17 protein-coding genes are annotated in these 23,097 nt (G+C 69.5%); 8 read left to right on the forward strand and 9 right to left on the reverse strand.

Annotation, left to right across the window (positions count from 1 at the left end; all coding sequences use genetic code 11):
• Window positions 1–31: 31 nt before the first annotated feature.
• Both H5395_RS01650 and H5395_RS01655 read right to left on the reverse strand, forming a co-directional pair.
• Window positions 32–796 carry a flagellar motor protein MotB gene (locus H5395_RS01650; protein WP_182790756.1) on the reverse strand — a complete coding sequence of 255 codons (765 nt, stop codon included), beginning with the start codon at window positions 794–796 and terminating at the stop codon, window positions 32–34.
• Between the two features lie 63 nt (window positions 797–859).
• Complete coding sequence (locus H5395_RS01655) at window positions 860–2,449, reverse strand: GMC family oxidoreductase (RefSeq protein WP_182790757.1); 1,590 nt, start codon at window positions 2,447–2,449, stop codon at window positions 860–862.
• Window positions 2,450–2,562: 113 nt separating this feature from the next.
• On the opposite strand from H5395_RS01655, the gene H5395_RS01660 reads away from it, so the two are divergent.
• The 4 genes from H5395_RS01660 to H5395_RS01675 are packed head-to-tail and all read left to right on the forward strand — an operon-like array spanning window position 2,563 to window position 7,058.
• Complete coding sequence (locus H5395_RS01660; protein ID WP_182790758.1) at window positions 2,563–3,300, forward strand: paraquat-inducible protein A; 738 nt, start codon at window positions 2,563–2,565, stop codon at window positions 3,298–3,300.
• Window positions 3,297–3,971, forward strand: coding sequence for a paraquat-inducible protein A (locus tag H5395_RS01665; RefSeq protein WP_182790759.1), 675 nt, complete (start codon window positions 3,297–3,299; stop codon window positions 3,969–3,971). The genes H5395_RS01660 and H5395_RS01665 overlap by 4 nt, the downstream gene beginning before the upstream one ends.
• Complete coding sequence (locus H5395_RS01670; protein WP_182790760.1) at window positions 3,968–6,361, forward strand: intermembrane transport protein PqiB; 2,394 nt, start codon at window positions 3,968–3,970, stop codon at window positions 6,359–6,361. Before H5395_RS01665 ends, H5395_RS01670 begins: the two co-directional genes overlap by 4 nt.
• A gap of 4 nt (window positions 6,362–6,365) precedes the next feature.
• A complete protein-coding gene (locus H5395_RS01675) occupies window positions 6,366–7,058 on the forward strand; it encodes a membrane integrity-associated transporter subunit PqiC (protein WP_182790761.1) in 693 nt (230 codons plus the stop codon).
• A 3-nt stretch (window positions 7,059–7,061) separates the two neighbouring features.
• Here H5395_RS01675 and H5395_RS01680 read toward each other — a convergent pair whose 3' ends face one another.
• The 4 genes from H5395_RS01680 to H5395_RS01695 all read right to left on the reverse strand — a co-directional run bounded on the left by H5395_RS01680 (window position 7,062) and on the right by H5395_RS01695 (window position 11,434).
• The gene (locus H5395_RS01680) at window positions 7,062–7,604 is read right to left on the reverse strand and encodes a flavin reductase family protein (protein WP_182790762.1); all 543 of its coding nucleotides are present in this window, start codon (window positions 7,602–7,604) and stop codon (window positions 7,062–7,064) included.
• On the reverse strand, window positions 7,601–8,422 hold the full coding sequence (locus tag H5395_RS01685; RefSeq protein ID WP_182790763.1) for a 3'(2'),5'-bisphosphate nucleotidase CysQ: 822 nt from the start codon (window positions 8,420–8,422) through the stop codon (window positions 7,601–7,603). The genes H5395_RS01680 and H5395_RS01685 overlap by 4 nt, the downstream gene beginning before the upstream one ends.
• Complete coding sequence (locus tag H5395_RS01690) at window positions 8,409–9,767, reverse strand: TldD/PmbA family protein (RefSeq protein WP_182790764.1); 1,359 nt, start codon at window positions 9,765–9,767, stop codon at window positions 8,409–8,411. The genes H5395_RS01685 and H5395_RS01690 overlap by 14 nt, the downstream gene beginning before the upstream one ends.
• 74 nt (window positions 9,768–9,841) lie before the next feature.
• Window positions 9,842–11,434, reverse strand: a complete 1,593-nt coding sequence (locus tag H5395_RS01695; protein ID WP_234450715.1) for a DUF2125 domain-containing protein — start codon at window positions 11,432–11,434, stop codon at window positions 9,842–9,844.
• Between the two features lie 93 nt (window positions 11,435–11,527).
• Here H5395_RS01695 and H5395_RS18720 point away from each other — a divergent pair, with 93 nt between their 5' ends.
• A complete protein-coding gene (locus H5395_RS18720) occupies window positions 11,528–12,151 on the forward strand; it encodes an enoyl-CoA hydratase/isomerase family protein (protein WP_234450952.1) in 624 nt (207 codons plus the stop codon).
• A gap of 3 nt (window positions 12,152–12,154) precedes the next feature.
• Here the strand turns inward: H5395_RS18720 and H5395_RS01705 are convergent, their stop codons facing one another.
• The 3 genes from H5395_RS01705 to H5395_RS01715 all read right to left on the reverse strand — a co-directional run bounded on the left by H5395_RS01705 (window position 12,155) and on the right by H5395_RS01715 (window position 14,440).
• Window positions 12,155–12,517, reverse strand: coding sequence for a YbaN family protein (locus H5395_RS01705; protein WP_182790767.1), 363 nt, complete (start codon window positions 12,515–12,517; stop codon window positions 12,155–12,157).
• A complete protein-coding gene (gene ahcY, locus H5395_RS01710; protein WP_182790768.1) occupies window positions 12,517–13,920 on the reverse strand; it encodes an adenosylhomocysteinase in 1,404 nt (467 codons plus the stop codon). Before ahcY ends, H5395_RS01705 begins: the two co-directional genes overlap by 1 nt.
• Before the next feature lie 94 nt (window positions 13,921–14,014).
• The gene (locus H5395_RS01715; RefSeq protein ID WP_182790769.1) at window positions 14,015–14,440 is read right to left on the reverse strand and encodes a hypothetical protein; all 426 of its coding nucleotides are present in this window, start codon (window positions 14,438–14,440) and stop codon (window positions 14,015–14,017) included.
• A gap of 248 nt (window positions 14,441–14,688) precedes the next feature.
• Between H5395_RS01715 and H5395_RS01720 the strand changes: the two genes are divergently transcribed.
• From H5395_RS01720 to H5395_RS01730, 3 genes are all read left to right on the forward strand, one after another.
• Complete coding sequence (locus H5395_RS01720) at window positions 14,689–16,578, forward strand: autotransporter assembly complex family protein (RefSeq protein WP_234450716.1); 1,890 nt, start codon at window positions 14,689–14,691, stop codon at window positions 16,576–16,578.
• Window positions 16,578–21,404: a translocation/assembly module TamB domain-containing protein gene (locus H5395_RS01725; RefSeq protein WP_182790770.1), complete on the forward strand. Its 4,827-nt coding sequence runs from the start codon at window positions 16,578–16,580 to the stop codon at window positions 21,402–21,404. The genes H5395_RS01720 and H5395_RS01725 overlap by 1 nt, the downstream gene beginning before the upstream one ends.
• A gap of 143 nt (window positions 21,405–21,547) precedes the next feature.
• Window positions 21,548–23,095, forward strand: a complete 1,548-nt coding sequence (locus H5395_RS01730) for a glucan biosynthesis protein (RefSeq protein ID WP_370576336.1) — start codon at window positions 21,548–21,550, stop codon at window positions 23,093–23,095.
• Window positions 23,096–23,097 lie beyond the last annotated feature (2 nt).

The following is a 23,097-nucleotide window of genomic DNA, read 5'->3' on the forward strand; positions in this document are numbered from 1 at the left end:
TTTCCCGCTAACGCCACCACCCTTGCGGACCTCATCTGAGTAAAATCACCTCGATCCGGTTATTGGCCAGGTCCATCGCGTTCGCGTTCCTCGGCCGCTTGTCGCCATATGCGGTGACGCGCTGGATGCGGGACTGGTCCAGCCGCCCCTGCACCAGCAGTTCCCGCACGGCATGGGCGCGCTGGTCGGACAGCGGCCAGACCGGATTCTCGATCAGCATCTCGGGGAAGCCCCGCACATGGCCCGCGATCGCGACCTGGTTCCTGACCCGTCCCAGAACGGTGGCGAGGATCGCGGTCAGGTCGCGCAGCACCGGCATGGGCTGCGGACTGTCGCCCTCGAACAGGGGCGCGCGGGCGACATCGCCAAGTTCGATCACCAGCCCTTCATCCGTCATCCGGGTCACCACATGACGCAGCAGGTTCACCCGTTGCATCGATTCCGCCCCGCTGCCGGTCAGCGCATCCTGCAGGGCGCGCTGGATCTCCTGCAACTGCTGGTCGCCAGAGACGCTTTCGGCCGAATGGTCCGCCGGAGGCTCGACCGACTTTCCCCCGTCGATTCCCGTGGCGCCGCCCGAGGTCGAGTTCACGATCGTCGGGTCGAAATATTCGGCCAGCCCCTGGCGCTGCTTTTCGGTGGTGGCGTTCAGCAGCCACATCAGCAGGAAGAAGGCCATCATCGCGGTCACGAAATCCGCATAGGCGACCTTCCACGCGCCGCCGTGGTGGCCGGCCTCGGCCCCACCCTGAACCCGCCTGATGATGATCGGCGGGGCGTTCCTGTCTGACGGCATCGGCTACCCTCAACTGCACGAGGGCGGGTCTAGCAGACCAAATCCTGCGGGGGCGTTAACGGATCAAATGCCGCGCATTTCCTCGGTCATCATCACCGCCGCCTTTTCCGCGATCATGATCGTCGGCGCATTGGTGTTGCCGGATGTGATGGCAGGCATGACCGAGGCGTCCACGACACGCAGCCCCTCGACGCCCCGCACCCGCAGGCGCGGGTCCACGACCGCGCCTTCGTCCGCGCCCATCCGGGCGGTGCCCACGGGATGGAAGATGGTCGAGCCCACCAGCCCGGCGGCATGGGCCAACTCCTCGTCGCTCTCATAGGAGAGCCCCGGCTTGAACTCCTCGGGTCGGTATTTCGTCAGCGGAGCCTGCGTCATGATGCGGCGGGTCAGCCGGATCGCGCGGGCCGCGGTCAGCCGGTCGCCGGGCGTGGACAGGTAATGCGGCGCGATCACCGGCGCACGCATGGGGTCGGGCGAGGCGATCCGCACATGGCCCCGGCTTTCGGGCCGCAGGTGGCAGACGCTGGCCGTGATCGCCGCGAAGTCGTGCAGCGGCTGGCCAAAGGCTTCCAGGCTCAGCGGCTGGACGTGCCATTCCAGATCCGGCGTCGCCACGTCGGGCGAGGACCGGGCAAAGGCGCCAAGCTGGCTGGGCGCCATGCTCATCGGGCCGGTGCGACGAAAGGCGTATTCGGCCCCGATCATCCCCTTGCCCCACCAGCGGCGGGCAAGCTGGTTCAGCGTCCGCGCCTCGGACACCTTCCAGCTGCAGCGCAGCTGCAGGTGGTCCTGCAGGTTCTCGCCCACGGGGGCCTCGCGCAGCACGGGGATGCCCATCTCCTGCAGCAGCGCGCCGGGACCGATGCCGGAAAGCTGCAGGATCTGGGGCGTGTTGATGGCACCCGCGCTCAACACGATCTGGCCGCCGCGCAGGATTTCCGCGCGGCCGTCAGCATAAAGCTCCAGCCCGACGGCACGGTGGCCCTCGAAGACGACGCGGCGGACGTGCCGGCCGGTCAGGACCGTCAGGTTCGGCCGCCGCATTGCCGGACGCAGGAAGGCGCGGGCGGTCGAAACGCGGAAGCCTGCCTTCTGGCTGACCTTGAAATAGCCCACGCCCTCGTTGTTGCCCGTATTGAAGTCCTCCGTCGCCGGGATGCCGACCTCGTTCGCAGCCTTGGCCCAGTCGTCGAGGATGTCCCAGCGCAACCGCTGCCGCTCGATCCGCCACGGCCCGCCCGCGCCGTGATGTTCCGATGCACCGGCGAAATAATCCTCGGACTTGAGGAACAGGGGCTGGACATCGTCCCAGCCCCAGCCGGTGCAGCCCATCTGCCGCCAGCCGTCATAATCCGCCGCCTGCCCCCGCAGATACAGCATCCCGTTGATCGAACTGCAGCCGCCAAGCACCCGGCCCCGGGGATAAAGCAACTGCCGCCCGTGCAGTCCCGGATCGGGGGCGGTGTGATACATCCAGTCGGTGCGCGGGTTGCCGATGCAGTAAAGATAACCGATCGGGATGTGGATCCAGGGATAGCGATCACTGTCGCCCGCCTCGATCAGCAGGACGCGCAGGCGCGGGTCCTCGGACAGCCTTGCGGCCAGAACACAGCCGGCGCTGCCTGCGCCTGCGATGACGACATCGTGCATCCTGACACCCCTCCCTTGTGGCGAGCGATGCTAGCAGCGCCGCAGGCCGGGGCAAGCACAGGCAGACGCAGCGGCGCGCTTGCGCGACGGCGCGACGGGCTTATCTTGGCCCCATGATCGAGGCGGGGCAATATGACATGCGGACTGGCGCGGGGCTGATCGCCTGTCCGCGCTGCGACGCGCTGCATGTCGAGACCGAGCTGCATGACGGCGAGAAGGCCGCCTGCATCCGCTGCGGCCACGTCTTGGCCCGCCCGCGCGAGGGCGCCTTCACCCAGATCGTGGCGCTGTCCTTCACCTCGCTGGTGCTGATGGTCGCGGCAGTGTTCTTTCCGTTCCTGCAAATCTCGCGCATGGGACTGGGAAATGCGACCTCGCTCTTCGGGGTGGCGATGGCCTTCTCGGACGGCTGGCTGATGCCGCTGACGGTGGCGGTGCTGGCCTTCATCGTGGGCCTGCCGACATTGCGGGCGGTGCTGCTGGTCTATGTGCTGCTGCCGCTGCGCGGCCAGGGCCGGCCCGCACGCCATGCGGGCGCGGCCTTCCGCCTGTCGGAACTGCTGCGGCCGTGGTCGATGGCCGAGATCTTCGTGATCGGCACCTCGGTCGCGCTGGTCAAGGTGGGAGGACTGGCGACGATCAGCTTCGGCCCTGCCTTCTGGGCCTTCTGCGCGCTGATCGTGGTCGGCGCAGCCAGCGACGTCTTCACCTGCGCGGCGACGATCTGGGACACGCTTGAAGACCGCGGCGCCTTCACCGACGGACGCGAGGTCGTGCCCGACGCCGAGGCCGCCGCCCGCGACCGCCGCATGGCCGAAGGCCCGCAGCCTGCCCCGGATACCGCCGGATGAGCCGCCATGACGGGCCGTCCCACCACGCCCCGATCCTAACCGCGCACCGCGCCGGGCTTGTCGGCTGCCGCGGTTGCGGCCGGGTCTGGCCGGAAGCAACGTCTGTCTGCGGGCGCTGCGGCGCGCGGCTGGTCCTGCCCGACCGCGGCAGCCTGCAGGCCGTCTGGGCCTGGTGGCTGGCCGGGCTGATCTTCTACATCCCCGCGAACCTGTGGCCGATCATGAGCACGCAGACCTTCCTGGGGCTTGGGGGAAACACCGAATCCACCATCCTCGGTGGCGTGGTCTCGCTGATGCATTACGGCAGCTACGGTGTCGCCGCGATCGTCTTCGTGGCCTCGATCGTGGTGCCGATCGGCAAGTTCATCGTGATCGCCTGGCTTGCCCGCGTCGCGGGCAAGCCCGCCACCGTCGAGGCCGCCCACACCCGCCTGCGCGCGCTGGAGGCGGTGGAATTCATCGGCCGCTGGTCGATGATCGACGTCTTTGTGGTGGCGATCCTGTCGGCGCTGGTGCAACTGGGGTTTGTGGCCTCGATCCACCCCGGCCCGGCCGCCGCCAGCTTTGCGCTGTCGGTGGCCTTTACCATGCTTTCGGCGCTCAGCTTCGACCCGCGGTTGATCTGGCGCGGGTTGCCGCTTCGCAGTCGCAAGGACAAGACCGCCGAATGACCGACATGCCTCCGCAGGACGACACAACCCGCACGGATGCGGCCAGCGCGCCGCTGCGCCCGGCCAGCCCCGTGCGCCGCACCGCCGCCCGCGCGGCCCGCGCCAGCGTTTCAGTCATCTGGGCCGTGCCGATCATCGCGCTTCTGGTCACGATGGCGCTGGCCTGGAACGCCTACACCGGGCGTGGGACCGAGATCTCGGTCGCCTTCAACGACGCCACCGGCATCACGCCGGGCGAAACCGAGTTGCGCTTCCGCGAGATTCCCGTGGGCCGGGTCGAGGCCGTGCGCTTCACTCCCGACCTGCAACGGGTGATCGTGGACATCCGCGTGGACAAGGACATTGCCCAGTTCATCGACGACGAGGCCGAGTTCTGGATCGTCCGCCCCCAGGTTTCCGCGCAGGGCATCTCGCGCCTCGACACCGTGCTGACCGGCGCCTTCATCGAGGGCTGGTGGGACAATGAGCCGGGCACGGCCGAACTCGGCGTTCACGAGGGGCTGGAACGCGCGCCCCTGACCCGCAGCAACGAACGGGGCACCTGGGTGCAGCTTGCCGCCAGCGACGCCTCGGGGATGAGCGAGGGCTCCCCGATCTTCTATCGCGGCCTCGCGGTCGGGCAGATGCAGAACCTGCGCCTGTCGGAAGACGAGGAATCCGTGGTGGCCGACGTCTTCATCGAGGCGCCACATGACCAGCAACTGACCACGACAACGGTGTTCTGGGACACCTCGGGCTTTTCGGTGTCGCTCGGGGCGCAGGGCATATCGCTGAACGTCAGCTCGCTGTCCTCGCTGCTGCAGGGCGGGGCCGAGTTCGCGACCCTGTCCTCGGGCGGGCAACCGGTGCAGGCGGGCCATGTGTTCCAGTTGCAGCCCGACCGGCAGACGGCCGGCAACAGCCTGTTCGCCGCCTCGCCGCAGGACGAACTGCGGCTGACCATGCTGATGACGGACGCGGTGCGGGGGCTGACCGAAGGCGCGGACGTCCAGTTCCAGGGCCTGACCGTCGGACGGGTCACGGGCCTTTCGGTGCGCGTGACCGAGGGACCCGATGGCCAGCTGGGACAGGTGCTGCAAGACATCACGCTGGCGGTCTCTCCGCAGCGCATGGGCCTGCCGGACGATGCGGGACCCGAGGACGCGCTGGCCTTCCTGGCCGGCGGCGTCGAACAGGGCCTGCGCGCCCGCGTGACCGGCGCGGGATTCCTCGGCACCTCGCTGATGGTGGAACTGGTGGACCTGCCCGACGTGCCCGCCGCGCGGATCGTTACGAATGCCGAGCCTTATCCCATCATCCCCTCGGCGCCCCCGGACCTGTCGGACATCTCGACCACGGCGCAGGGCTTCATGGCCCGCATCGGCAACCTCAGGCTTGAGGAACTGCTGAAATCCGCCACCGACATGATGAACAGCGTCACCGCCATCACAAGCTCGCAGGACACCCGCGCGATCCCGGAATCGCTGCGCCGCACCATCGACGAGGCGAATGTCACGATGACCGAGATCCGCAGCGCCACGCAGGAACTGCGCGCCTCGGGCGTGGTGGAAAACGTGGCCGGCGCCACCGCCACGGCCAACGAGATCGCAGGCAAGTTGAACGGCGTGGCCGACCGCCTGCCGCAGATCGCCGAGAACGTGGAAACCGCCACGGATTCGATCCGCGAGGTCGATTTCGCCAGCCTGGGCGCCTCGATCCAGTCGGCGGTTGATAACATCCGCGGCGTGCTGGGGACCGATGCCGCGCGCAGCCTGCCCGGACGGCTGGGCGATGCCGTGGACCAGTTGGGTTCCGCCGCGGGCGACATCGGGGCGATTGCCGCCGACATGCGCGAGGGCCGGATCGCGGAACGCGTGGCCAGCTTCATGGACGAGGCCAGCGCCGCCGCCGCCGCCGTCACCGAGGCTGCCGCCGACGTGCCGGAAATGGTGGCCGAGATGGAGGAAGCCGCCATCGCCGTCGAGGAGTTCGACTTCGCCGGCATCAGCGCCTCGGCCACTGGCCTGATCGAGGACCTGCGCGCAATGCTGGGCAGCGAGGATGCCGAACAACTGCCGCGCAACCTTTCGGACACGCTGCAGGCGGCCTCGGCGCTGATGAACGAATTGCGCGAAGGCGGCGCCGCCGGCAACCTGAACGCGGCGCTGCAATCGGCGCGGCGGGCGGCCGACCAGATCGCGCAGGCGGCCAGCACCCTGCCCGGCCTGTCGCTGCGCTTCCAGCAGCTTGCCGCGCGGGCCGAGGCGGTGATCGCCGCCTATGGCGACCGGGGCGCCTTCAACACCGAAACCGTCAACACCTTGCGCAGCCTGCGCCGGGCGGCCGAATCCTTCGGCAGCCTCGCTTCCTCCATCGAGCGCAACCCGCGCGCCTTTATCCTGGGACGATAAGACCATGCGCCTTGCAATCTCGCTTCTGGCCCTTGCGGCGCTGGCCGGCTGCTCGAACCCCGAAAAGACGGCGCGCTTCCTGATCGACCCGCCGACCCCGGCCATGCGGGTGGCCAACAATCTCGGGACCGCCGAGCTGGCCGACGTGTCGCTGCCGGAATATGCCGGGAACGGCGAGATCGCTTGGCAGACCGCCGACGGCGCGGTGCGGTCGAATCCGCGCAACCTGTGGGCCGATGTGCCGGAACGCGCCTTCACCCTGACGCTCGCCCGCGCGATCTCGGACATGTCGGGGGCGACGGTGATCGCCGAGCCCTGGCCGCTGGCCGAGCCACCGCGGCGGAGGCTTTTGGTGCGGGTGGAAAAGGCGTTGGCGCAGCGCGAGGGGGTCTACCGGCTGAGCGGGCGCTATTACGTCTCGCAGGACAGCGCGGGCGGGACCAACCATGCCCGCAACTTCGACATCGCCGTTCCGATCCCCGGGGCGCAACCCGCCAGCGGAAGAAATCCCCCCGCCGCGCCCGGCGCCATCGCCGCCGCCCAGAACGCGGCCATCGCCCAGCTTGCGGCGCAGATCGCGACGCTGGGCGGGCCGGGGGCGACAGTCCGCACCAGCGTGCCGCGCACGGACCCGATCTTCACGCTGGACCCGCTGCCGCCGCTGGAGCCCCTGCCGGACCTTGAGCCGCTGGGCTGAGGCCTACTCGCCGGGCTGGAACGCGCCGAAGCGGCCCGCCGCGAAGACCAGCGGATGGTCGTCCGGCCCGCCGACCGTGACCTCGGCCACCCGGCCCAGCAGCAGGCTGTGGTCGCCGCCGTCATGGACCGCATGGGCGTGGCAGTCGAAACGGGCCGCCACGCCGGGGATCAGGGGCGTGCCCAGCGCGGTTTTGCCAAGCTCCAGCCCCTCGAACTGCGGACCGCCACGGGTGAAGCGCAGGCAGATGTCCAGTTGCTCGGCCCCCAGCACATGGATCGACCAGGCCGAGGTATCCGCAAAGATCGCGTGGCGCGAGGAAGACCGCGCCGGGCACCACAGCACAAGCGGCGGGTCCAGCGAGACGCTGGTGAAGCTGTTGACCGTCATCCCCACCGGTCCCTGCGGCCCCGTGGTCGTCACCACCGTAACGCCGGTAGCGAAACGGCCCAATGCCTCGCGAAAGACGCGACCCGGTTCGTTGTCGGGCTGAAAGCTGATCGCATCGGCCAGGCGGTCGAGCGTCTCGGGGGGCAGTCGGATCATCCTGCGGCCTTTCCGGTTCCAAGCCCCGCGAGTTCCGGCGGCTCAACGTCCAGCGCCGCGATCAGTTCGCGGTGCAACGCAGGGGCTGCGACGATCAGCCCGTCCCCCAGTGGCGGCATCCGGTTGAAGCGCAGGGGATGCCCGCGCCGGTCGGTCACGCCGCAGCCCGCCCGCTCGGCGATCAGGCTTGCCGCCGCGATGTCCCATTCCCAGACCGGGCGCATCGACAGCGTCGCGTCGAACCGCCCCTCGGCCACAAGGCACAGCCGCCATGCCAGCGACGGCCGGAAGCTGCGCCTGAACGGGGGCACCCGCCCGCCGCGCCAGAACATCGGGTCCAGCGCCGCCTTGGTGGTCAGCACCTCCGCGCCCTCCAGCCGCGCGGCGCGCGGGCGGATCGGCTGGCCGTTGCGGGTGGCGGGACCATTCGCCGCGGCCGCATAGGTCACGCCGCGGGCAGGCTGGTGGACGACGCCGGCGATGGGCTGTCCATCCTCGACCACGGCCACCGCTACGGCAAAGCCGTCCTCGCCGGCGATAAAGGCGCGGGTGCCGTCGATGGGATCGACGACAAAGACGCGGGCGGCATCCGCGCGGCGCGGGTCCTCGGGGCTTTCCTCGCTGAGCCAGCCATAATCGGGACGGGCGGCGCGTAGCACCTGCTCAAGCGCGGCGTTCACGGCCAGGTCGGCCTCGGTCACGGGACCGGCACCTGCGTCCTTTTCCCAATGGCGATACTCGCCGCGCCAATGGGCCAAGGCGATCTGCCCGGCGTCCTCGGCTGCCCGGGTGATCAGGTCGAGGTCAGCTTCCGGCAACGGTCATCCCTTCGACCAGAAGGCTTGGGACCCGCAGGCTGCGCCAGTCGGGCAGGTCATCGGCGGCGGTGATCCGCATCAGCATCTCGCGCAGGTTCCCGGCGATGGTGCATTCGTTCACGGGATAGGCAATCTGCCCGTTCTCCACCCAGAAGCCCGCCGCGCCGCGCGAGTAATCCCCCGTCGTCGCGTTGATCGAGGCCCCCAGCATCGAGGTCACGACCAGCCCCTGCCCCATGCCGCGGATCAGGTCCTCGGGGCTGGCCTTTCCCGCCGTCAGCGCGACATTGGTGATCCCCGGCGAGGGCGGCGAGGAGGTGCCGCGCATGGCGTTCCCGGTCGAGGCCATCCCCAGCTTGCGGGCGGTCGCCAGATCCAGCGTCCAGCCCTGCAGCACCCCATCCGCCACGATCATGCGCGGGGCGGTCGCCAGCCCCTCGGCATCGAAGGGGCGCGAGGCCGGATGACGCGGCTGGCGCGGGTTCTCGGACAGGTCGAAGCCCGGCGGCAGCACCGGCTGGCCCATGTCGCCCCGCAGCCAGCTCGACCCCCGCGCCACCACGCTGCCGTTCACCGCCGACAGCAGGTGCGAGAGCAGCGACCCCGCCACACGCTCGTCGTAAAGGATCGGGAAGGCGCCGGTCGGGGGCTTCCTCGCGCCCTTGCGCGCCACGGTGCGCGCGCCCGCAAGGCGGCCGATCTCCTCGGGGGAGGGCAGGTCCTCGGCCCAGACGCGGGCCTCGCCCGCCCAGTCGCGTTCCATCCCCAGACCCTCGCCGGTGATGGCGACGGCGGAAAGGCCGTGGCTGCTGCGGTCGTAGCCGCCTGAAAAGCCGTTGGTGCCCGCCAGCCACATCCGCCGGTGCATGGCCGAGGCGCCGGCCGATTCCACCATGCTGATGCCCTCGACCGCCCGCGCCGCCGCCTCGGCCCTGAGCGCCATGTCCAGCAGCGCGGGCGGTTCCGGCGCAGGCGCGCCGTCGTCCAGTTCCAGCGCCGCCGCGTCGCGGTCGCGCGCAAGCTGGGCGGGGTCGGCAAGCCCCACGTTGTCATCCACCGGGGCCTCGCGGGCCATCGCCACGGCGCGCTCGGCCATCTCGCGGATGGTGCGGTCGGACCGTTCGCTGGCCGAGACGCAGGCCTGCCGGCCGCCGACGATCACCCGCAGCCCGATCTCGACGCCCTCGGCGCGCCCGGCCTGTTCCAGCGCCCCGCCCCGGACCTCGACCGACAGCGACTCGCCCGAGACGGCCAGGGCGTCGGCCTCGGTCGCGCCGGCCGCGCGGGCGGCTGACAGCAGCGCCCCGGTCAGCCGGGCGAGGTCATGGGGGTCGGATCGGGTCATGGACATGCCTTCCCTTGGATGCGCGAAGGGGCCGGACGGCGCCGGCCCCCGCGATATGGCGTCGATGCCCGGTGTTACTTCACCTGCTGGCCATTGGCAAAGATCTGGCCGCCTTCGCGGAACTCGAAATCCGCCACCATGGCGTCGCCGCCTTCGGGCGCGGGGCGGGCGAACAGCGCCAGCATCAGGCGGTAGCCCGCGACTTCCTCCTGCGCGATGACGCCCAGTTGCACCAGCCGGTCGATCAGGCCGTCGATGCCTTCAAGGCGCGCATTCACCGCGCCCACCGGCTGGTCCGGGTCGCCGCCTTCCGGCACCGCCAACTCGCCCGAGGCGTCGATGCTGGCGCCCAGCGCGTCGATGGCGAACTGGTTAATGGTGACCTGCACCGGCTCGAAGGGGCTGGGCGCCTCCTCCTCGGCAGGATCGGGCAGCGCGGCGCTGCCGTCGGCCTGCATCTCGTCGGTGCCGGGCGGGGTCGGCCCGTCCGCGGCCATCAGCGCCGGGTCGAACAGGTCCATGGCCACGCGCACCAACCCGGTCAGGTCGATGTCGATGCTGGCCGGGTCCCGCGGCAGGGTGCGGGCGCTGTCGAACAGGTCCCAGACGCTGTCGGCCAGCGTCAGCCCGGCGACGGAATAGGCGAATTTGAAGGGCGCGGGCTCGTCGGCTTTCAGCACGGGGAACTGCACGTCGAAGGTGCCTTCCTCGATGGCATAGCTGATCGGCGCGGGCAGGTCGCTGACGGTCAGCTCGGTCCGGGTCGAATCGAGCGCGCCCTGGTATTTCAGCCCGTCCGGTCCCAGCGCCAGCGTCACCTCGAACCCCTGCAGGGCCGAGTTGGCGCGGACGGTGTCCTCCTGCCCTTCCTCGTCCTTCCCGGCGAAGTCCAGGTCCAGGCTGCCCGGTCCGGCCGAGATCGTCGCGCTCACGTCCATGCCCGCCCGCAAGGCGGCCGCCATGTCCTCGGAGGCATCCGCCCCCTTGGGAATGGTGCCCGTGCTGGAACCCTGCAGCCCCGTCAGAGAGCTTGTCACGTTGACCCGGCCCGGCGACTCCGCATCCTCGGGGTCGGCATAGGCGGCGGCGAACTCGACCCGCTCGGCGGCCATGGTCGCGTCGAAGCGCATGAGGTCGGCATCCACGATCTGCTGGCGGCTGGTGGCGTTCAGCAGCTTCAGCGTGACCGGCACCTGGCGCGTCTCTTCCCCGGTCTGCACCGTATCCAGCGCCAGCGTCAGTTCGCCCGAGCGGGTGTCATGGGTCATGTCGGCGGCGGTGCCGCCCGAGACGATCTCGGTGTCCCGCGCGGTCAGGGATCCGTTCAGCGTCACCTGTTCTCCGTCCGAATTGCGGAAGCTTGCGGTCGCGGGCGTGGTTTCCGCCAGCGTGGTCCGCACCCGGCCGTCGCCGGTGCCGGTCAGGGTGATCTCGGGGGTGCGGAACTCGACCCGCGTCTCGTCCTCGGGCACCTCGTAGCCGATCACCACGTCGCGCAGGGTAAGGGTCTCGCCCGCCTCGTCCCGCGCGCCCTCGGTGACGGTGTAGCCGTTGGCCTTGTAGTATTCGACCCAGTTCTGCCAGACTTCCGCAGGGGTGACATCGGCCATCGCGGGGGCCGCCCAGGCCAGCACGGCCAGTACAGAGGTGGTCGTTCGCAAGAACATAAAGCGATTCCTTCAAGAAACGTCGGCGGCGTGGTTGGTCGCGGCAGGGCGAATCTCGCATATCCGGGCGCCGCATCAAAGGAGGCAGTGGGTTTGATCGAAACGAATTGCACGCGGGACGGGTTCTTCACGATCCTGTTGAACCGGCCCGACAAGGCCAATGCCCTGACCGAGGGCATGATCCAGGCGCTGATCGCCGCCCTGCGTGACGCCTCGGCCCAGGGCGCCCGCGCCATCGTGTTGACGGGGCAAGGCCGCGTCTTCTCGGCCGGAGCCGACCTTGAAGCCGCGCGGGCGGGGCTTGCAACCTCGCCGCTGTGGGAGGAACTGTCGGCCGCTATCGCCGAGGCCCCTGCGCTGACAATTGCCGCGCTGAACGGAACGGCGGCCGGGGGCGCGCTGGGGATGGTGCTGGCCTGCGATCTGCGGATCGCGGTGCCCGAGGCGCGCATCTTCTACCCGGTGATGAAGCTGGGCTTTCTGCCGCAGCCCTCGGACCCCGCCCGGTTGGCGGCGCTGGCGGGGCCGTCGCGGGCGGCGATGATCCTGATGGCAGGGCAGCGGATCGAGGCGGAAACGGCGCTGGGCTGGGGCCTGCTGGACCGGATCGTGCCGGGGAACGCGCTGATGGAGACGGCGGAGGAACTGGCCGCCGACGCGCTGGGCGCGACGCAGGATCACGTGGCGGGCATCAAGCGGCTGATCCGGGGCGGCTGAGGCTCAGGGATGCGTCGGCGGGTTGGCGCGGGTCACGATGAAGACCGCGACCGCCGCCAGAACCGCTACCTGCACGGCCCAGAAGGGATGGGGCAGGATGAACCAGCTTATGCACAGCCCGATCGCCATGCTGACGCAGACGATCACCTTGACGCGGGGGTCGATGGCCCGGTGTTCCTGCCAGTCCCGGATCTGCGGGCCGAAGACCCGATGCGTCATCAGCATGTGGTGGAACCGCGGCGACGAGCGGTTGAAGGCGAAGGCCGCCACGATCAGGAAGGGCACGGTGGGCACGATCGGCAGCACCGTCCCGGCGAAGGCCAGGACGACAGCCAGGATCCCGATGATCCACCAGAGAAGGCGCATCAGTAGCGGTAATGCTCGGACTTGAAGGGGCCGTCAGCCGGCACGCCGATATAATCGGCCTGATCGCGCGACAGTTCCGTCAGCCTGACGCCGATCCGGCCCAGGTGCAGCCGCGCGACCTTTTCATCCAGCGCCTTGGGCAGGATGTAGACGCCGGGCTGATACTCGTCGCCCTTGGTCCACAGTTCGATCTGCGCCAGCACCTGGTTGGTGAAGCTGGCCGACATGACGAAGGACGGATGCCCGGTGGCGTTGCCGAGGTTCAGCAGGCGCCCCTGCGACAGCAGGATGATCCGATTGCCCGAGGGCATCTCGATCATGTCTACTTGGTCCTTGATGTTGGTCCAGCGGTGGTTGCGCAGGGCGGCGACCTGGATCTCGTTGTCGAAGTGGCCGATGTTGCCGACGATGGCCATGTCCTTCATCTCGCGCATGTGCTCGATGCGGATCACGTCCTTGTTGCCGGTGGCTGTCACGAAGATGTCGGCGGTAGATACAACATCTTCCAGCACAACGACCTCATAGCCGTCCATCGCCGCCTGCAGGGCGCAGATCGGGTCCACTTCCGTGACCTTCACCCGCGCGCCCGCGCCGCTGAGGGATGCGGCCGAGCCCTTGCCCACGTCGCCATAGCCGCAGACGACGGCGACCTTGCCCGCCATCATCACGTCGGTCGCGCGGCGGATACCGTCCACCAGCGATTCCTTGCAGCCATACTTGTTGTCGAACTTGGACTTGGTGACGCTGTCGTTCACGTTGATCGCCGGGAACGGCAGGCGGCCCTGCTTGTGCAGGTCGTAAAGGCGGTGGACGCCGGTGGTGGTTTCCTCGGAAACCCCGCGGATCGCCTCGCGTTGGCGGGCGAACCAGCCGGGGGTCTGGTCGATCCGCTTGCGGATCTGGGCGAACAGCGCCTCTTCCTCTTCGGACTGGGGGGCGGCGATCAGGTCAATCTCTCCGGCCTCGACGCGTGCGCCGAGCAGGATATACATCGTGGCGTCGCCGCCATCGTCGAGGATCATGTTCGCGCCGTCGCGGAACTGGAAGATGCGGTCGGTGTAGGTCCAGTATTCCTCCAGCGTCTCGCCCTTGACGGCGAAGACCGGGACACCTGTGGCCGCAATGGCGGCGGCGGCATGGTCCTGGGTCGAATAGATGTTGCAGGACGCCCAGCGCACCTCGGCCCCCAGCGCCACCAGCGTCTCGATCAGGACGGCCGTCTGCACCGTCATGTGCAGCGAGCCCGCAATGCGTGCGCCCGCTAGGGGCTTCGCCGCGCCGAATTCGGCGCGCAGCGCCATCAGGCCCGGCATCTCGGTCTGGGCGATGTCCAGTTCCTTGCGGCCGAACTCGGCAAGGCTGATGTCGCGCACAAGATAGTCTTGAGGGGCTACCTGATTCATCGAAGGCCTCATGGGGAATGGAACAAGGCCGGCCCTTGTCACAGACCGCCCCGAAAGGCAACGCGGCTTTGACGCTGACGCGGTGTTCCCGATATCAGATCAGGCCCACCTTGGCATAGAAGGCCCCCGGATCGACGCCGTCCTGATAGCCGATCCCCGAAGCGATCACGCAGTTGGTATTGTCGGCGCGTTCCAGCAGAACCGTCCACGTCCCCATCAGGTCCGAACCCCAAAGCTGGGTGCCGTCGGCCCGGCGGGCGATCAGGTTCTCCTCGAACTCGGCCTTCAGTGCGCCGCTGATGACCGGGGCTGCATCGCACCAGGGCAAGTTGCCGCTGGCCTCGGTCTCGACTGGCAGGCTGCGGGCAAGCTCGACCACCTCGGGGCCAGACAGGCCGGCAACGGCGGTCCAGCCCCTCACGGGCGCACTCAGGGCCGGCGACGGCAGGATGGCGGATTGCGCGGCGGAAACCGGGATGGTGGCAATGGCGGCGGCAAGGGCAATATGGCGAAAGCGCATGGGACACGCCTTTCTTGATGTTCAGGGCAGTTCATCTGCGTCGTGATAAAACGGCCACGGTCGGGACCAAGTTCCAAGATGGCATGAAAAAGTCGCTTGACAAGGCTGTGAGGGCCTGCAGGGCAGCCTGATATTGCTGGACAAGTCATTTGGGAAAAAACCGCTGCGATCGTCTGGAAGGGTGGAAATCAGGCCCGGTCCCTGCAACACTCGACTCAAAATAATAACGTCGGGCGGCGGACAGGCAGATGACGAACTGGTGGATGATGACTGTCGCGGCCACTGCGGCAGGATGCGTGCTGGCCGGCACGGCGGCAGCGCAGACCGGCAGCGGATCGGCCGCGTCCTCGCCATTCTCAGGGCTGTTCTCGCGCGGCGATCCGGTGGCCAACGCGCCGGTGGACCTGCAATTCCGCGTCACCACCGGCGACGAGGATCTGGAACGGCAGTTGCGGAACACCTCGCGCATCACCGGGGCGCTGGTCGAGGGACGCTATACCGCGCAGGACGTGCTGGCGGCGGCGCGGGCGGATTATTCCCGTCTGCTGGGGCTGCTCTACGACGAGGGTTATTACGACGCGATGATCGACATCCGGCTGGACGGGGTCGAGGCCGCAGGCATCGCGCCGCTGGACGCGCCGCAGATTGTCCGGCAGGTCGTCGTGACCGTCGATCCGGGGCAGGCCTTCCGCTATGCACGCGCCGACATCGCGCCCGTGGCACAAGGGACCGAACTGCCCGAGGACTACCGGGTCGGAGAGATTGCCCGCACCTCGGACATGCGCACGGCCGCCCGCGCCGGGGTCACGGGCTGGCGCGACCAGGGCCATGCCAAGGCCGATGTCGCCGCGACCCAGATCATCGCCGACCATGAAATCCACCGCGTGGACAGCCGCATCGCCCTGACGCCCGGCCCGCTGGTCCGCTTTGGCCAGTTGCGCGCCACCGGCAACGAACGGCTCAGCACCCGGCGGCTTTACAAGATCGCGGGCTTCCCGGAAGGCGACCGCTTCGACCCCGAGACGCTGGAGGAGGTCCGCCGCCGCCTGCGACGCACCGGCGTCTTTTCCTCGATCAACCTGGAAGAAGCCGAGGCGCTGAACCCCGACAACAGCATGGACGTGAACCTGACCGTGCTGGAACAGCGCCCCCGCCGCATCGGCACGGGATTCGAGATCAGCAGCCACGACGGCGCGCTGGTCTCGGGCTACTGGATGCACCGCAACCTGCTGGGGGGTGCGGAACGGCTGCGGGTGGATGCCGAGGCGAAGGACCTCGGATCGGGCACCTCGGGGCGCGACTACAAGCTGGGGGTGCGGATCGACCGGCCCGCCACCATCGCCCCCGACATCACCGCATCCGTCGAGACGCGGGCCGAACGGCTGCGCGAGGAGGATTACGACCTCGACCTCGGCGTTTTCGGCTTCGGCCTGACCTGGCTTCCAAGCGAGCGGCTGACCGGCCAGACGACGCTGGAATACCGCCGCTCGCGCGTGACCGACGACACTGGCACCACGGATTTCGAGGTCTTGGCGCTGCCGACCTCGGTCACCTGGGATCGCCGGGACGAGCCGACGAACGCCCGCCGCGGCACCTGGCTGACCGGCACCGCGACCCCCTTCACCGGGTTGAACGACGAGGCCGGATCGGGCCTGCGCTTTGTCGGCGAGGGCCGCGCCTATCGCAGCTTCGGCACGGACGACCGCTTCACGCTGGCGGGCCGGGCACGGGCGGGGTCGATCTGGGGGCCGGAGATCGAGGAAACCCCGCGCGACTACCTGTTCTATTCGGGCGGCGGCGGCTCGGTCCGTGGCCAGCCGTATGAATCGCTGGGCGTGCGGGTGATCGAGGGACCGGAGGGGACAACGGTCAAGACCGGCGGCATGAGCGTGGCGAACCTGACCGCCGAGGCGCGGGTGCAGGTCCGCCCGCGCATCGGCGTCGTCGCCTTTGCCGACGCGGGCCGGGTCTGGGCCGACAGCACCTTCGACGGCGAAACCGACTGGCACGGGGGCGCGGGGCTGGGGGTGCGCTATGACACGCCTATCGGGCCGCTCAGGCTGGACGTGGCAGGCCCGGTAGGCGGCGACACTGGCGACGGCGTGCAACTTTACCTTGGACTCGGGCAGGCGTTCTGATGAAAAAGCTTCTTGCCGCCGTGGCATTCGCACTGCTGCTGCCCTTGTCGCCGGTGGCCGCACAGGACCCTCCTGCGCCCGCCCCGGCCGAGACCGGCGACATCGCCACTGACGCCGCCGCGATTTCCGCCGAGGTCGAGGATGACCGTGGCTTCATCACCCGCTTCCTGGAACGCAACCTTTCGGATGCCGGCCGGCAGGTCGAGATCCGGGGCTTTCAGGGCGCGCTCTCCTCGCGCGCGACCTTCGAGGAACTGACCATCGCTGATGATGAGGGCGTCTGGATCACCATCCGCAACGGCGCGATCCAGTGGAACCGTTCCGCGCTGTTCGCCCGCCGCATCGACATCCAGGAGCTTTCGGCCGGGGAAATCATCATCCCTCGCCTGCCCGGTGGCGGCGAGTCCGGCCCCACGGCCGAGGCGAGGGAATTCGCCCTGCCCACCCTGCCCGTCGGCATCAACATCGCCCGCCTCAGCGCCGCCCGGGTGGCGCTGGGCGAGCCGATCATCGGCGAGGCGGCGGTGGTCTCCGTGGATGGCTCGATGAACCTCGCGGGCGGCGAGGGCGCGGCGCAGCTTGCGATCAACCGGGTGGACGGCAAGCGCGGCGTCTTTGCCGTGGACGCATCCTATTCCAACGAAACCACGGTCCTGCGGCTTGACCTGAGGCTTGACGAGGACGCGGGCGGGCTGTTCGCCAATCTCGTCGAACTTCACGACCGCCCGGCCGTGCAGGCCGAGATCCGGGGCGAAGGCCCCTTGCGCGACTTTTCCGCGGGCCTTCGGCTGGCGACGGACGGGCAGGACCGGGTGACCGGCCGCGCCTCGGCCCACGCCGAGCCGGGACAGGACGGCACCCCCGGCACCGCCTTCCGGCTGGAACTCAGCGGCGACGTGGCAAGCCTGCTGCCGCCCGAGAACCGCGCCTTCTTCGGCGCGCAGTCGCAGCTTCTGGCCGAAGGCTGGCGGGGCGAGAACGGCCGCCTGTCGATCCCGGCGCTGCTGATCGACACCGAATCGCTGAACCTCACCGGCTCGGTCACGACGAACGACCAGGGCGCGCCGCAGTCGGTGGTGCTGCTGATGACGCTGGGCGAGGATGCGGGCGCCACCACCCTGCCCGCCCGCCTGCCCCTGCGGGGCGAACCCATCGACGTGCAGTCGGGCAACCTGCAGATCAGCTATGACGCCGCGCAAAGCGACGCCTGGACCCTGAACGGCCGCATCCGCGACGTGACGCGCGGCGCCAACCGCATCGGCGCGCTGACGCTGAACGGCGGCGGCTCGGTCGTCATGGAAAACGGCGGGCTTGAGGCGGTGCTTGGCCGGATCGGCTTCGGGGCCGAGGGCCTTGCGCTGTCGGACGCGGGCGTGCAGGCCGCGCTGGGCAGCAGCATCTCGGGCGAGACCGGCTTCGACTTCACCCCCGGCAACGCGCTGGAGCTTGCGGGCTTCAGCCTGTCGGGCCGCGACTATGGGCTGGGCGGCGAAATCCTGATCGACGGTCTGCAGTCGGGGATCACCGTCTCGGGCACGCTGGACGCGGCCTACGAGGACGCCTCGCATCTGTCGGCGCTGGCCGGGCGCCCGCTGTCAGGGCAGGTCTCGGCCGAGGTCAGCGGGCTTTACACCTTGCTGACCCGCGGTTTTGACGCGGAAATCACGCTGAACGGCATGGATGTGACAGTCGATCAGGAACAGCTTGATCGACTGCTTGCAGGCGATATCAGCATCACCGCCAGCGCCCGCCGGGACGAGACCGGCATCGAGATCCGCGATTTCAGCGTCGATTCCCAACGGCTGACGGGCCAGGCTATGGGCCTCATAAGCTCGACCGCGACCGACCTGCGGGCGACGCTGCGGCTGGCCAGCCTGACCGACGCCGATCCTGCGATGGCGGGCGGGCTGGAGGCCGAGGCAACCGTGACCGGCGCGCCCGGCGCCCGGCGCGTCAGCGTCTCGGGGATGGCGACCGACCTGGTGCTTGGCATCAGCGAACTGGACGCCGCCTTGCAGGGACAGACCGAACTGACCGCGGTCGCGCAGGAACGCGACGGCAGCTTCGTCATCGACAGCTTCCGGCTGGCGAACCCGCAGATCGTGGTGGAAGGCGCCGGCAGCTTCGGCGAGGTGCTGGACGCCGCGCTGGAAGTCGAGGTTCCCTCGCTGACCGCGCTGCGCCCCGAGATGTCGGGCGCGGTGCAGGCCACGGGCCGCGTCAGCACCCGCGACGGTGCCCGGGCAATCGAGATCACGGGCACCGGCGAGGACCTGCGGCTGGGCCAGCAGGACGTGGACGGCGCCCTGACCGGCACGACCGAGTTCCGTCTGTCCGCCGAACAGCGCGAAGGGGCCATCACCATCAACGCCCTGCGGCTGGAGAACCGGCAGATGCAGGCGCAGGTCGCAGGGACGCTGGGCCAGAATGTCACCGACCTGAGCGGCAGCGCCGAGATCCGCTCGCTCGCCGCTTTCGGGCGGGGATGGCAGGGCGCGCTGCGCGTAAACGGCAGCCTGCAGGACGACGGCAGCGGGGTGCGGCGGCTGGCGGTGGACGGCACCGGGCAGGATCTGTCGCTTGGCCAGCGCAATGTCGACGGGGTGCTGGCCGGGGAAACCCGGCTGACGGTGCGCGGCACGCAGGCGGGCCAGGTCTTCACCATCGAGCAGGCGCTGGTGGACAACCCCAGCGCCCGCGCGGACATCTCTGGCACCATCGGCAATGGCAGCACGGATGTCAGCGGCGAGGTGGACCTGCGCGACCTGTCGGCGCTGGGCATGGGCTGGCGCGGTTCGTTCGAGGCTCAGGGCCGCTTTGCCGAGGATGGCACCGGCGTGCGGCGGCTGGTGGTGGACGGGGTGGCGAACAACCTGTCGCTGGGGCAGGCGCAGGCGGATGCCGCGCTTGCGGGCGAGACGCGACTGATCCTGCGGGGCGCCGAGCGCGACGGTGTGCTGACGATCGAGCAGGCGGTGGTGGACAACGCCCGGCTGAACGCCACGGCGCAGGGCACCCTGGGCGGCGGGCAGACCGACGTGACGGCGCAGTTGCGGGCCGACAGCCTCGGCTTTCTTGGCGGCGGCATCGGCGGGGCGCTGAACGCCACCGCCCGGCTGACCGATGCGCAGGGCGGCCGCCGGGTCACGGCCGAGGGCAGCGCGACCGGCCTCCGGGTCGGGAACGAACAAGCGGACCGGCTGCTTGCGGGGACGACGCAGTTCGACGTAGCGGCGCTTCTGCCGGCGCGCGGCCCGGTCGGAATCGAGCGGCTGAACGCCCGGAACGGACAGGTCAGCATCAGCGCGGAAGGCTCGCCCGCCGCGCTGGACGTTGATGCGGCGCTGTCGAACCTGGCGCTGCTGGTGCCGGGGCTGACGGGCCCGGCGACGGTTTCGGGCAGCGTGGGGCAGACCGGGACCGGCTATGTGCTGGACCTGGCGGCCACCGCGCCGGGCGGCACCCGCGCCACCATCGCCGGCAGCGCGGCGGCGGATTTCTCGACCGCCGACATCCGCGTGGCGGGCATCAGCGACGCGGCGCTGGCCAACCCCATGCTGCGGACCCGGTCCATCGCGGGGCAGGTCGATTTCGACCTGCGCCTGCAGGGAGCGCCCGCGCTGGAGAACGTGACCGGCCGGATCAGCCTGCCCAGCGCCCGGCTGTCGGACCCGAACATCGGCCTGTCGGTCGAGAACCTGACCGCCACGGCCGACCTGAACGGCGGCCTCATCACCATCGACGCGACCGGGGCCATCGCCGAAGGCGGAACGCTGACGGTCACGGGGCCGGTCGACCTGCGGGGCGGCACCACGCTGGACCTGCAGGCGACCCTGAACCAGGTGGTGCTGCGCGACCCCAATCTTTACGAAACCGTGGCAAGCGGCACCGTCTCGATTTCCGGCAACCCGGCGGACGGGCCGCTGGTCGCGGGCACCATCAACCTAGGCACGGTCGAGTTCCGCATCCCCAACACCGGGCTGGGCGGCCGGGCGATCCCCGACATCATCCACCTGAACGACCGCCCGCCGGTGCGCGCCACCCGCGCCAAGGCAGGGCTGCTGCCCTTTCCCAGCGCCGACAGCCGCATCGCCGGCATGGTCGCGCCCCCCGCCACGCCCCCCGCGAATCCCGCGCGGCTGGACGTGACGATCAACGCGCCCAACCAGGTCTTCGTGCGCGGCCGCGGCGTCGATGCGGAACTGGGCGGCCAGATCCGCCTGACCGGCACCGCCCGCAACGTCATCCCCATCGGCCAGCTTGAACTGATCCGGGGCCGGGTGGATCTGCTGGGCCGCCGCTTCGACATGACCGAAGGGCTGATCGAGATGCAGGGCAGCCTCGTGCCGGTGCTGCGGCTGGTGGCCGAAACGCAGCAGGACGAGATCACCACCCGCATCATTATCGACGGCGACCTGCGCGACCCCGAGATCACCTTCCAGTCGGACCCCGAACTGCCCGAGGAGGAGGTTCTGTCGCAATTGCTGTTCGGCCGCGGGATCGAGACGATCTCGCCCCTGCAGGCGGCGCAGCTTGCCAATGCCGTGGCGGTGCTGGCGGGCCGGGGGGGCGCGGGTCTGGTCGGCAGCCTGCGCAACGCCGCGGGGCTGGATGACCTGGACCTGACCACCGATGACGAGGGCAATATCTCGGTCCGGGCCGGACGCTATCTGTCACGAAATCTTTACAGCGATGTTTCGGTGGATGCCGACGGAAGGTCCCGCATCAACCTGAATCTCGACGTGAATGAGGCGATCACCGCGCGCGGATCGGTCGCAAGTGACGGGGAAAGCACACTGGGGGTCTTCTTCGAACGCGACTACTAGGCGAGTGAGACTTGCGCCACTCGCGCATAGAGAACGTGGCGGCATCCCGCCCGGCCCGGCGCGACTAACCTTGTGATCTTGCAGGGTGACGGGGCATTCTCTAATGCTTCGGAAACCGCCGCACCCCTCGGATCAGGATACTCGTGGAACGTCGTCATTTCATGGGCACGATGACCGCCGCGCTGGCAAGCGGCGTCATGGTGCCGCGCCTCGGGCTGGCGCAGGCGGTCCCCGCCGCTTCCGAGCCCGTCCCTGTGGCCTTCGGCTTCGAGGAGGTGGCGCGGATCGCCACCGACCTTGCCCGCGCGGCCCATGTGGAACCGCCTTCCACGCTGGATCCGCCCTTCAGCGACCTCGGCTATGACGCCTATCGCGGCATCCGCTTCCGGCGCGAGGCCGATCCCTGGGCCGATATTCCGGGCTTCGGGCTGGACCTGCTGCCGCCGGGCATGCTGTTCACCAAGGCAGTGCGGATCAATCTGGTCGAAGGGGGCGTCGTCCGGCCGCTGGGCTTCGACCCATCGGTCTTCGATTTCGACGAGAACACCTTTCCACCGGATGCGGCGCAGATGCCGCCCGGCAACATGGGCTGGTCCGGCTTCCGCCTGCGGACGGTGCTGAACCATCCCGGATTCCTGGACGAACTGGCCGTCTTCCAGGGGGCGAGCTATTTCCGCGTCCTCGGCCGCGGCAACCGCTATGGCCTGTCGGCGCGCGGCCTCGCCCTTGGCACCGGCAGCCCCGAAGGCGAGGAGTTCCCCTTCTTCCGCGAGTTCTGGGTGCATACCCCCGACCCGGTGAACCAGTCGGTCACGGTGCACGCGCTGCTGGACAGCCCCTCGGTTTCTGGCGCCTTTGAATTCGTGCTGACGGTCGGCGACAACACGATGGTGGCGACCCGCGCGGCGCTGGTCCCCCGGCGCGACCTGATGGATGTGGGCGTGGCACCGCTGACCTCGATGTTCTGGTTCGGCCCCGGCGACCGCGGCACATTCGACGACTATCGCCCCGCCGTCCACGACAGCGACGGGCTCGAGATGGTGACGGGCTCGGGCCAGCGCCTCTGGCGCGGCCTGAACAACCCGGCGACGCTGCAGATTTCGGCCTTTGCGGACCGTGATCCCCGCGGCTTCGGCCTGATGCAGCGCAGCCGCGACTTCGACGACTATCAGGACGCCGAGGCGCATTACGAACTGCGCCCCTCGGCTTGGATCGAGCCTGCGGAGGGCTGGGGCGAAGGGGCGGTGGTGCTGGTGGAAATCCCGCTGGAAAGCGAGTTCCACGACAACATCGTGAGCTTCTGGAAGCCCGCCCAGCCGCTGCTGGCCGGGGTGCGCCATGATTTCGCCTATGGCCAGCGTTTCGGCGCGACGCCGGGCGACGGCTTCCCGGTGGCGCGGGTGCGCCATACGCGCTCGGGCCGCTCGGTCAACGCGCAGGGGGCGCGCAGCTTCTTCATCGACTTCGACCTCGACCTGTTCCGCGATCAGCCCGATCCGACCGCCGTGGTCAGCACCTCGGCCGGCAGCGTCGAGCATCCCTATGTCGTCCGCCTGCCCGACGAGGGGCTGCTGCGGCTTGCCTTTGAGTTCCGGCCCGACCGCGCCGATCTGGCCGAGATCACCGCCCGGCTGGAAGGCCCCGAAGGTCGTCTGAGCGAAACCTGGCTTCACCGCTGGACAAGGGGATGAGC

This window comes from Paracoccus sp. MC1854 (assembly GCF_014164635.1).
Lineage (GTDB): Bacteria > Pseudomonadota > Alphaproteobacteria > Rhodobacterales > Rhodobacteraceae > Paracoccus.

What these genes read in the sequence shown, in the direction of transcription:
- H5395_RS01650 (WP_182790756.1), bottom strand. Translation starts at nt 796, where the DNA reads ATGCCGTCAGACAGGAACGCCCCGCCGATCATCATCAGGCGGGTTCAG.
- H5395_RS01655 (WP_182790757.1), bottom strand. Translation starts at nt 2,449, where the DNA reads ATGCACGATGTCGTCATCGCAGGCGCAGGCAGCGCCGGCTGTGTTCTG.
- H5395_RS01660 (WP_182790758.1), top strand. Translation starts at nt 2,563, where the DNA reads ATGATCGAGGCGGGGCAATATGACATGCGGACTGGCGCGGGGCTGATC.
- H5395_RS01665 (WP_182790759.1), top strand. Translation starts at nt 3,297, where the DNA reads ATGAGCCGCCATGACGGGCCGTCCCACCACGCCCCGATCCTAACCGCG.
- H5395_RS01670 (WP_182790760.1), top strand. Translation starts at nt 3,968, where the DNA reads ATGACCGACATGCCTCCGCAGGACGACACAACCCGCACGGATGCGGCC.
- H5395_RS01675 (WP_182790761.1), top strand. Translation starts at nt 6,366, where the DNA reads ATGCGCCTTGCAATCTCGCTTCTGGCCCTTGCGGCGCTGGCCGGCTGC.
- H5395_RS01680 (WP_182790762.1), bottom strand. Translation starts at nt 7,604, where the DNA reads ATGATCCGACTGCCCCCCGAGACGCTCGACCGCCTGGCCGATGCGATC.
- H5395_RS01690 (WP_182790764.1), bottom strand. Translation starts at nt 9,767, where the DNA reads ATGACCCGATCCGACCCCCATGACCTCGCCCGGCTGACCGGGGCGCTG.
- H5395_RS01695 (WP_234450715.1), bottom strand. Translation starts at nt 11,434, where the DNA reads ATGTTCTTGCGAACGACCACCTCTGTACTGGCCGTGCTGGCCTGGGCG.
- H5395_RS01705 (WP_182790767.1), bottom strand. Translation starts at nt 12,517, where the DNA reads ATGCGCCTTCTCTGGTGGATCATCGGGATCCTGGCTGTCGTCCTGGCC.
- ahcY (WP_182790768.1), bottom strand. Translation starts at nt 13,920, where the DNA reads ATGAATCAGGTAGCCCCTCAAGACTATCTTGTGCGCGACATCAGCCTT.
- H5395_RS01715 (WP_182790769.1), bottom strand. Translation starts at nt 14,440, where the DNA reads ATGCGCTTTCGCCATATTGCCCTTGCCGCCGCCATTGCCACCATCCCG.
- H5395_RS01720 (WP_234450716.1), top strand. Translation starts at nt 14,689, where the DNA reads ATGACGAACTGGTGGATGATGACTGTCGCGGCCACTGCGGCAGGATGC.
- H5395_RS01725 (WP_182790770.1), top strand. Translation starts at nt 16,578, where the DNA reads ATGAAAAAGCTTCTTGCCGCCGTGGCATTCGCACTGCTGCTGCCCTTG.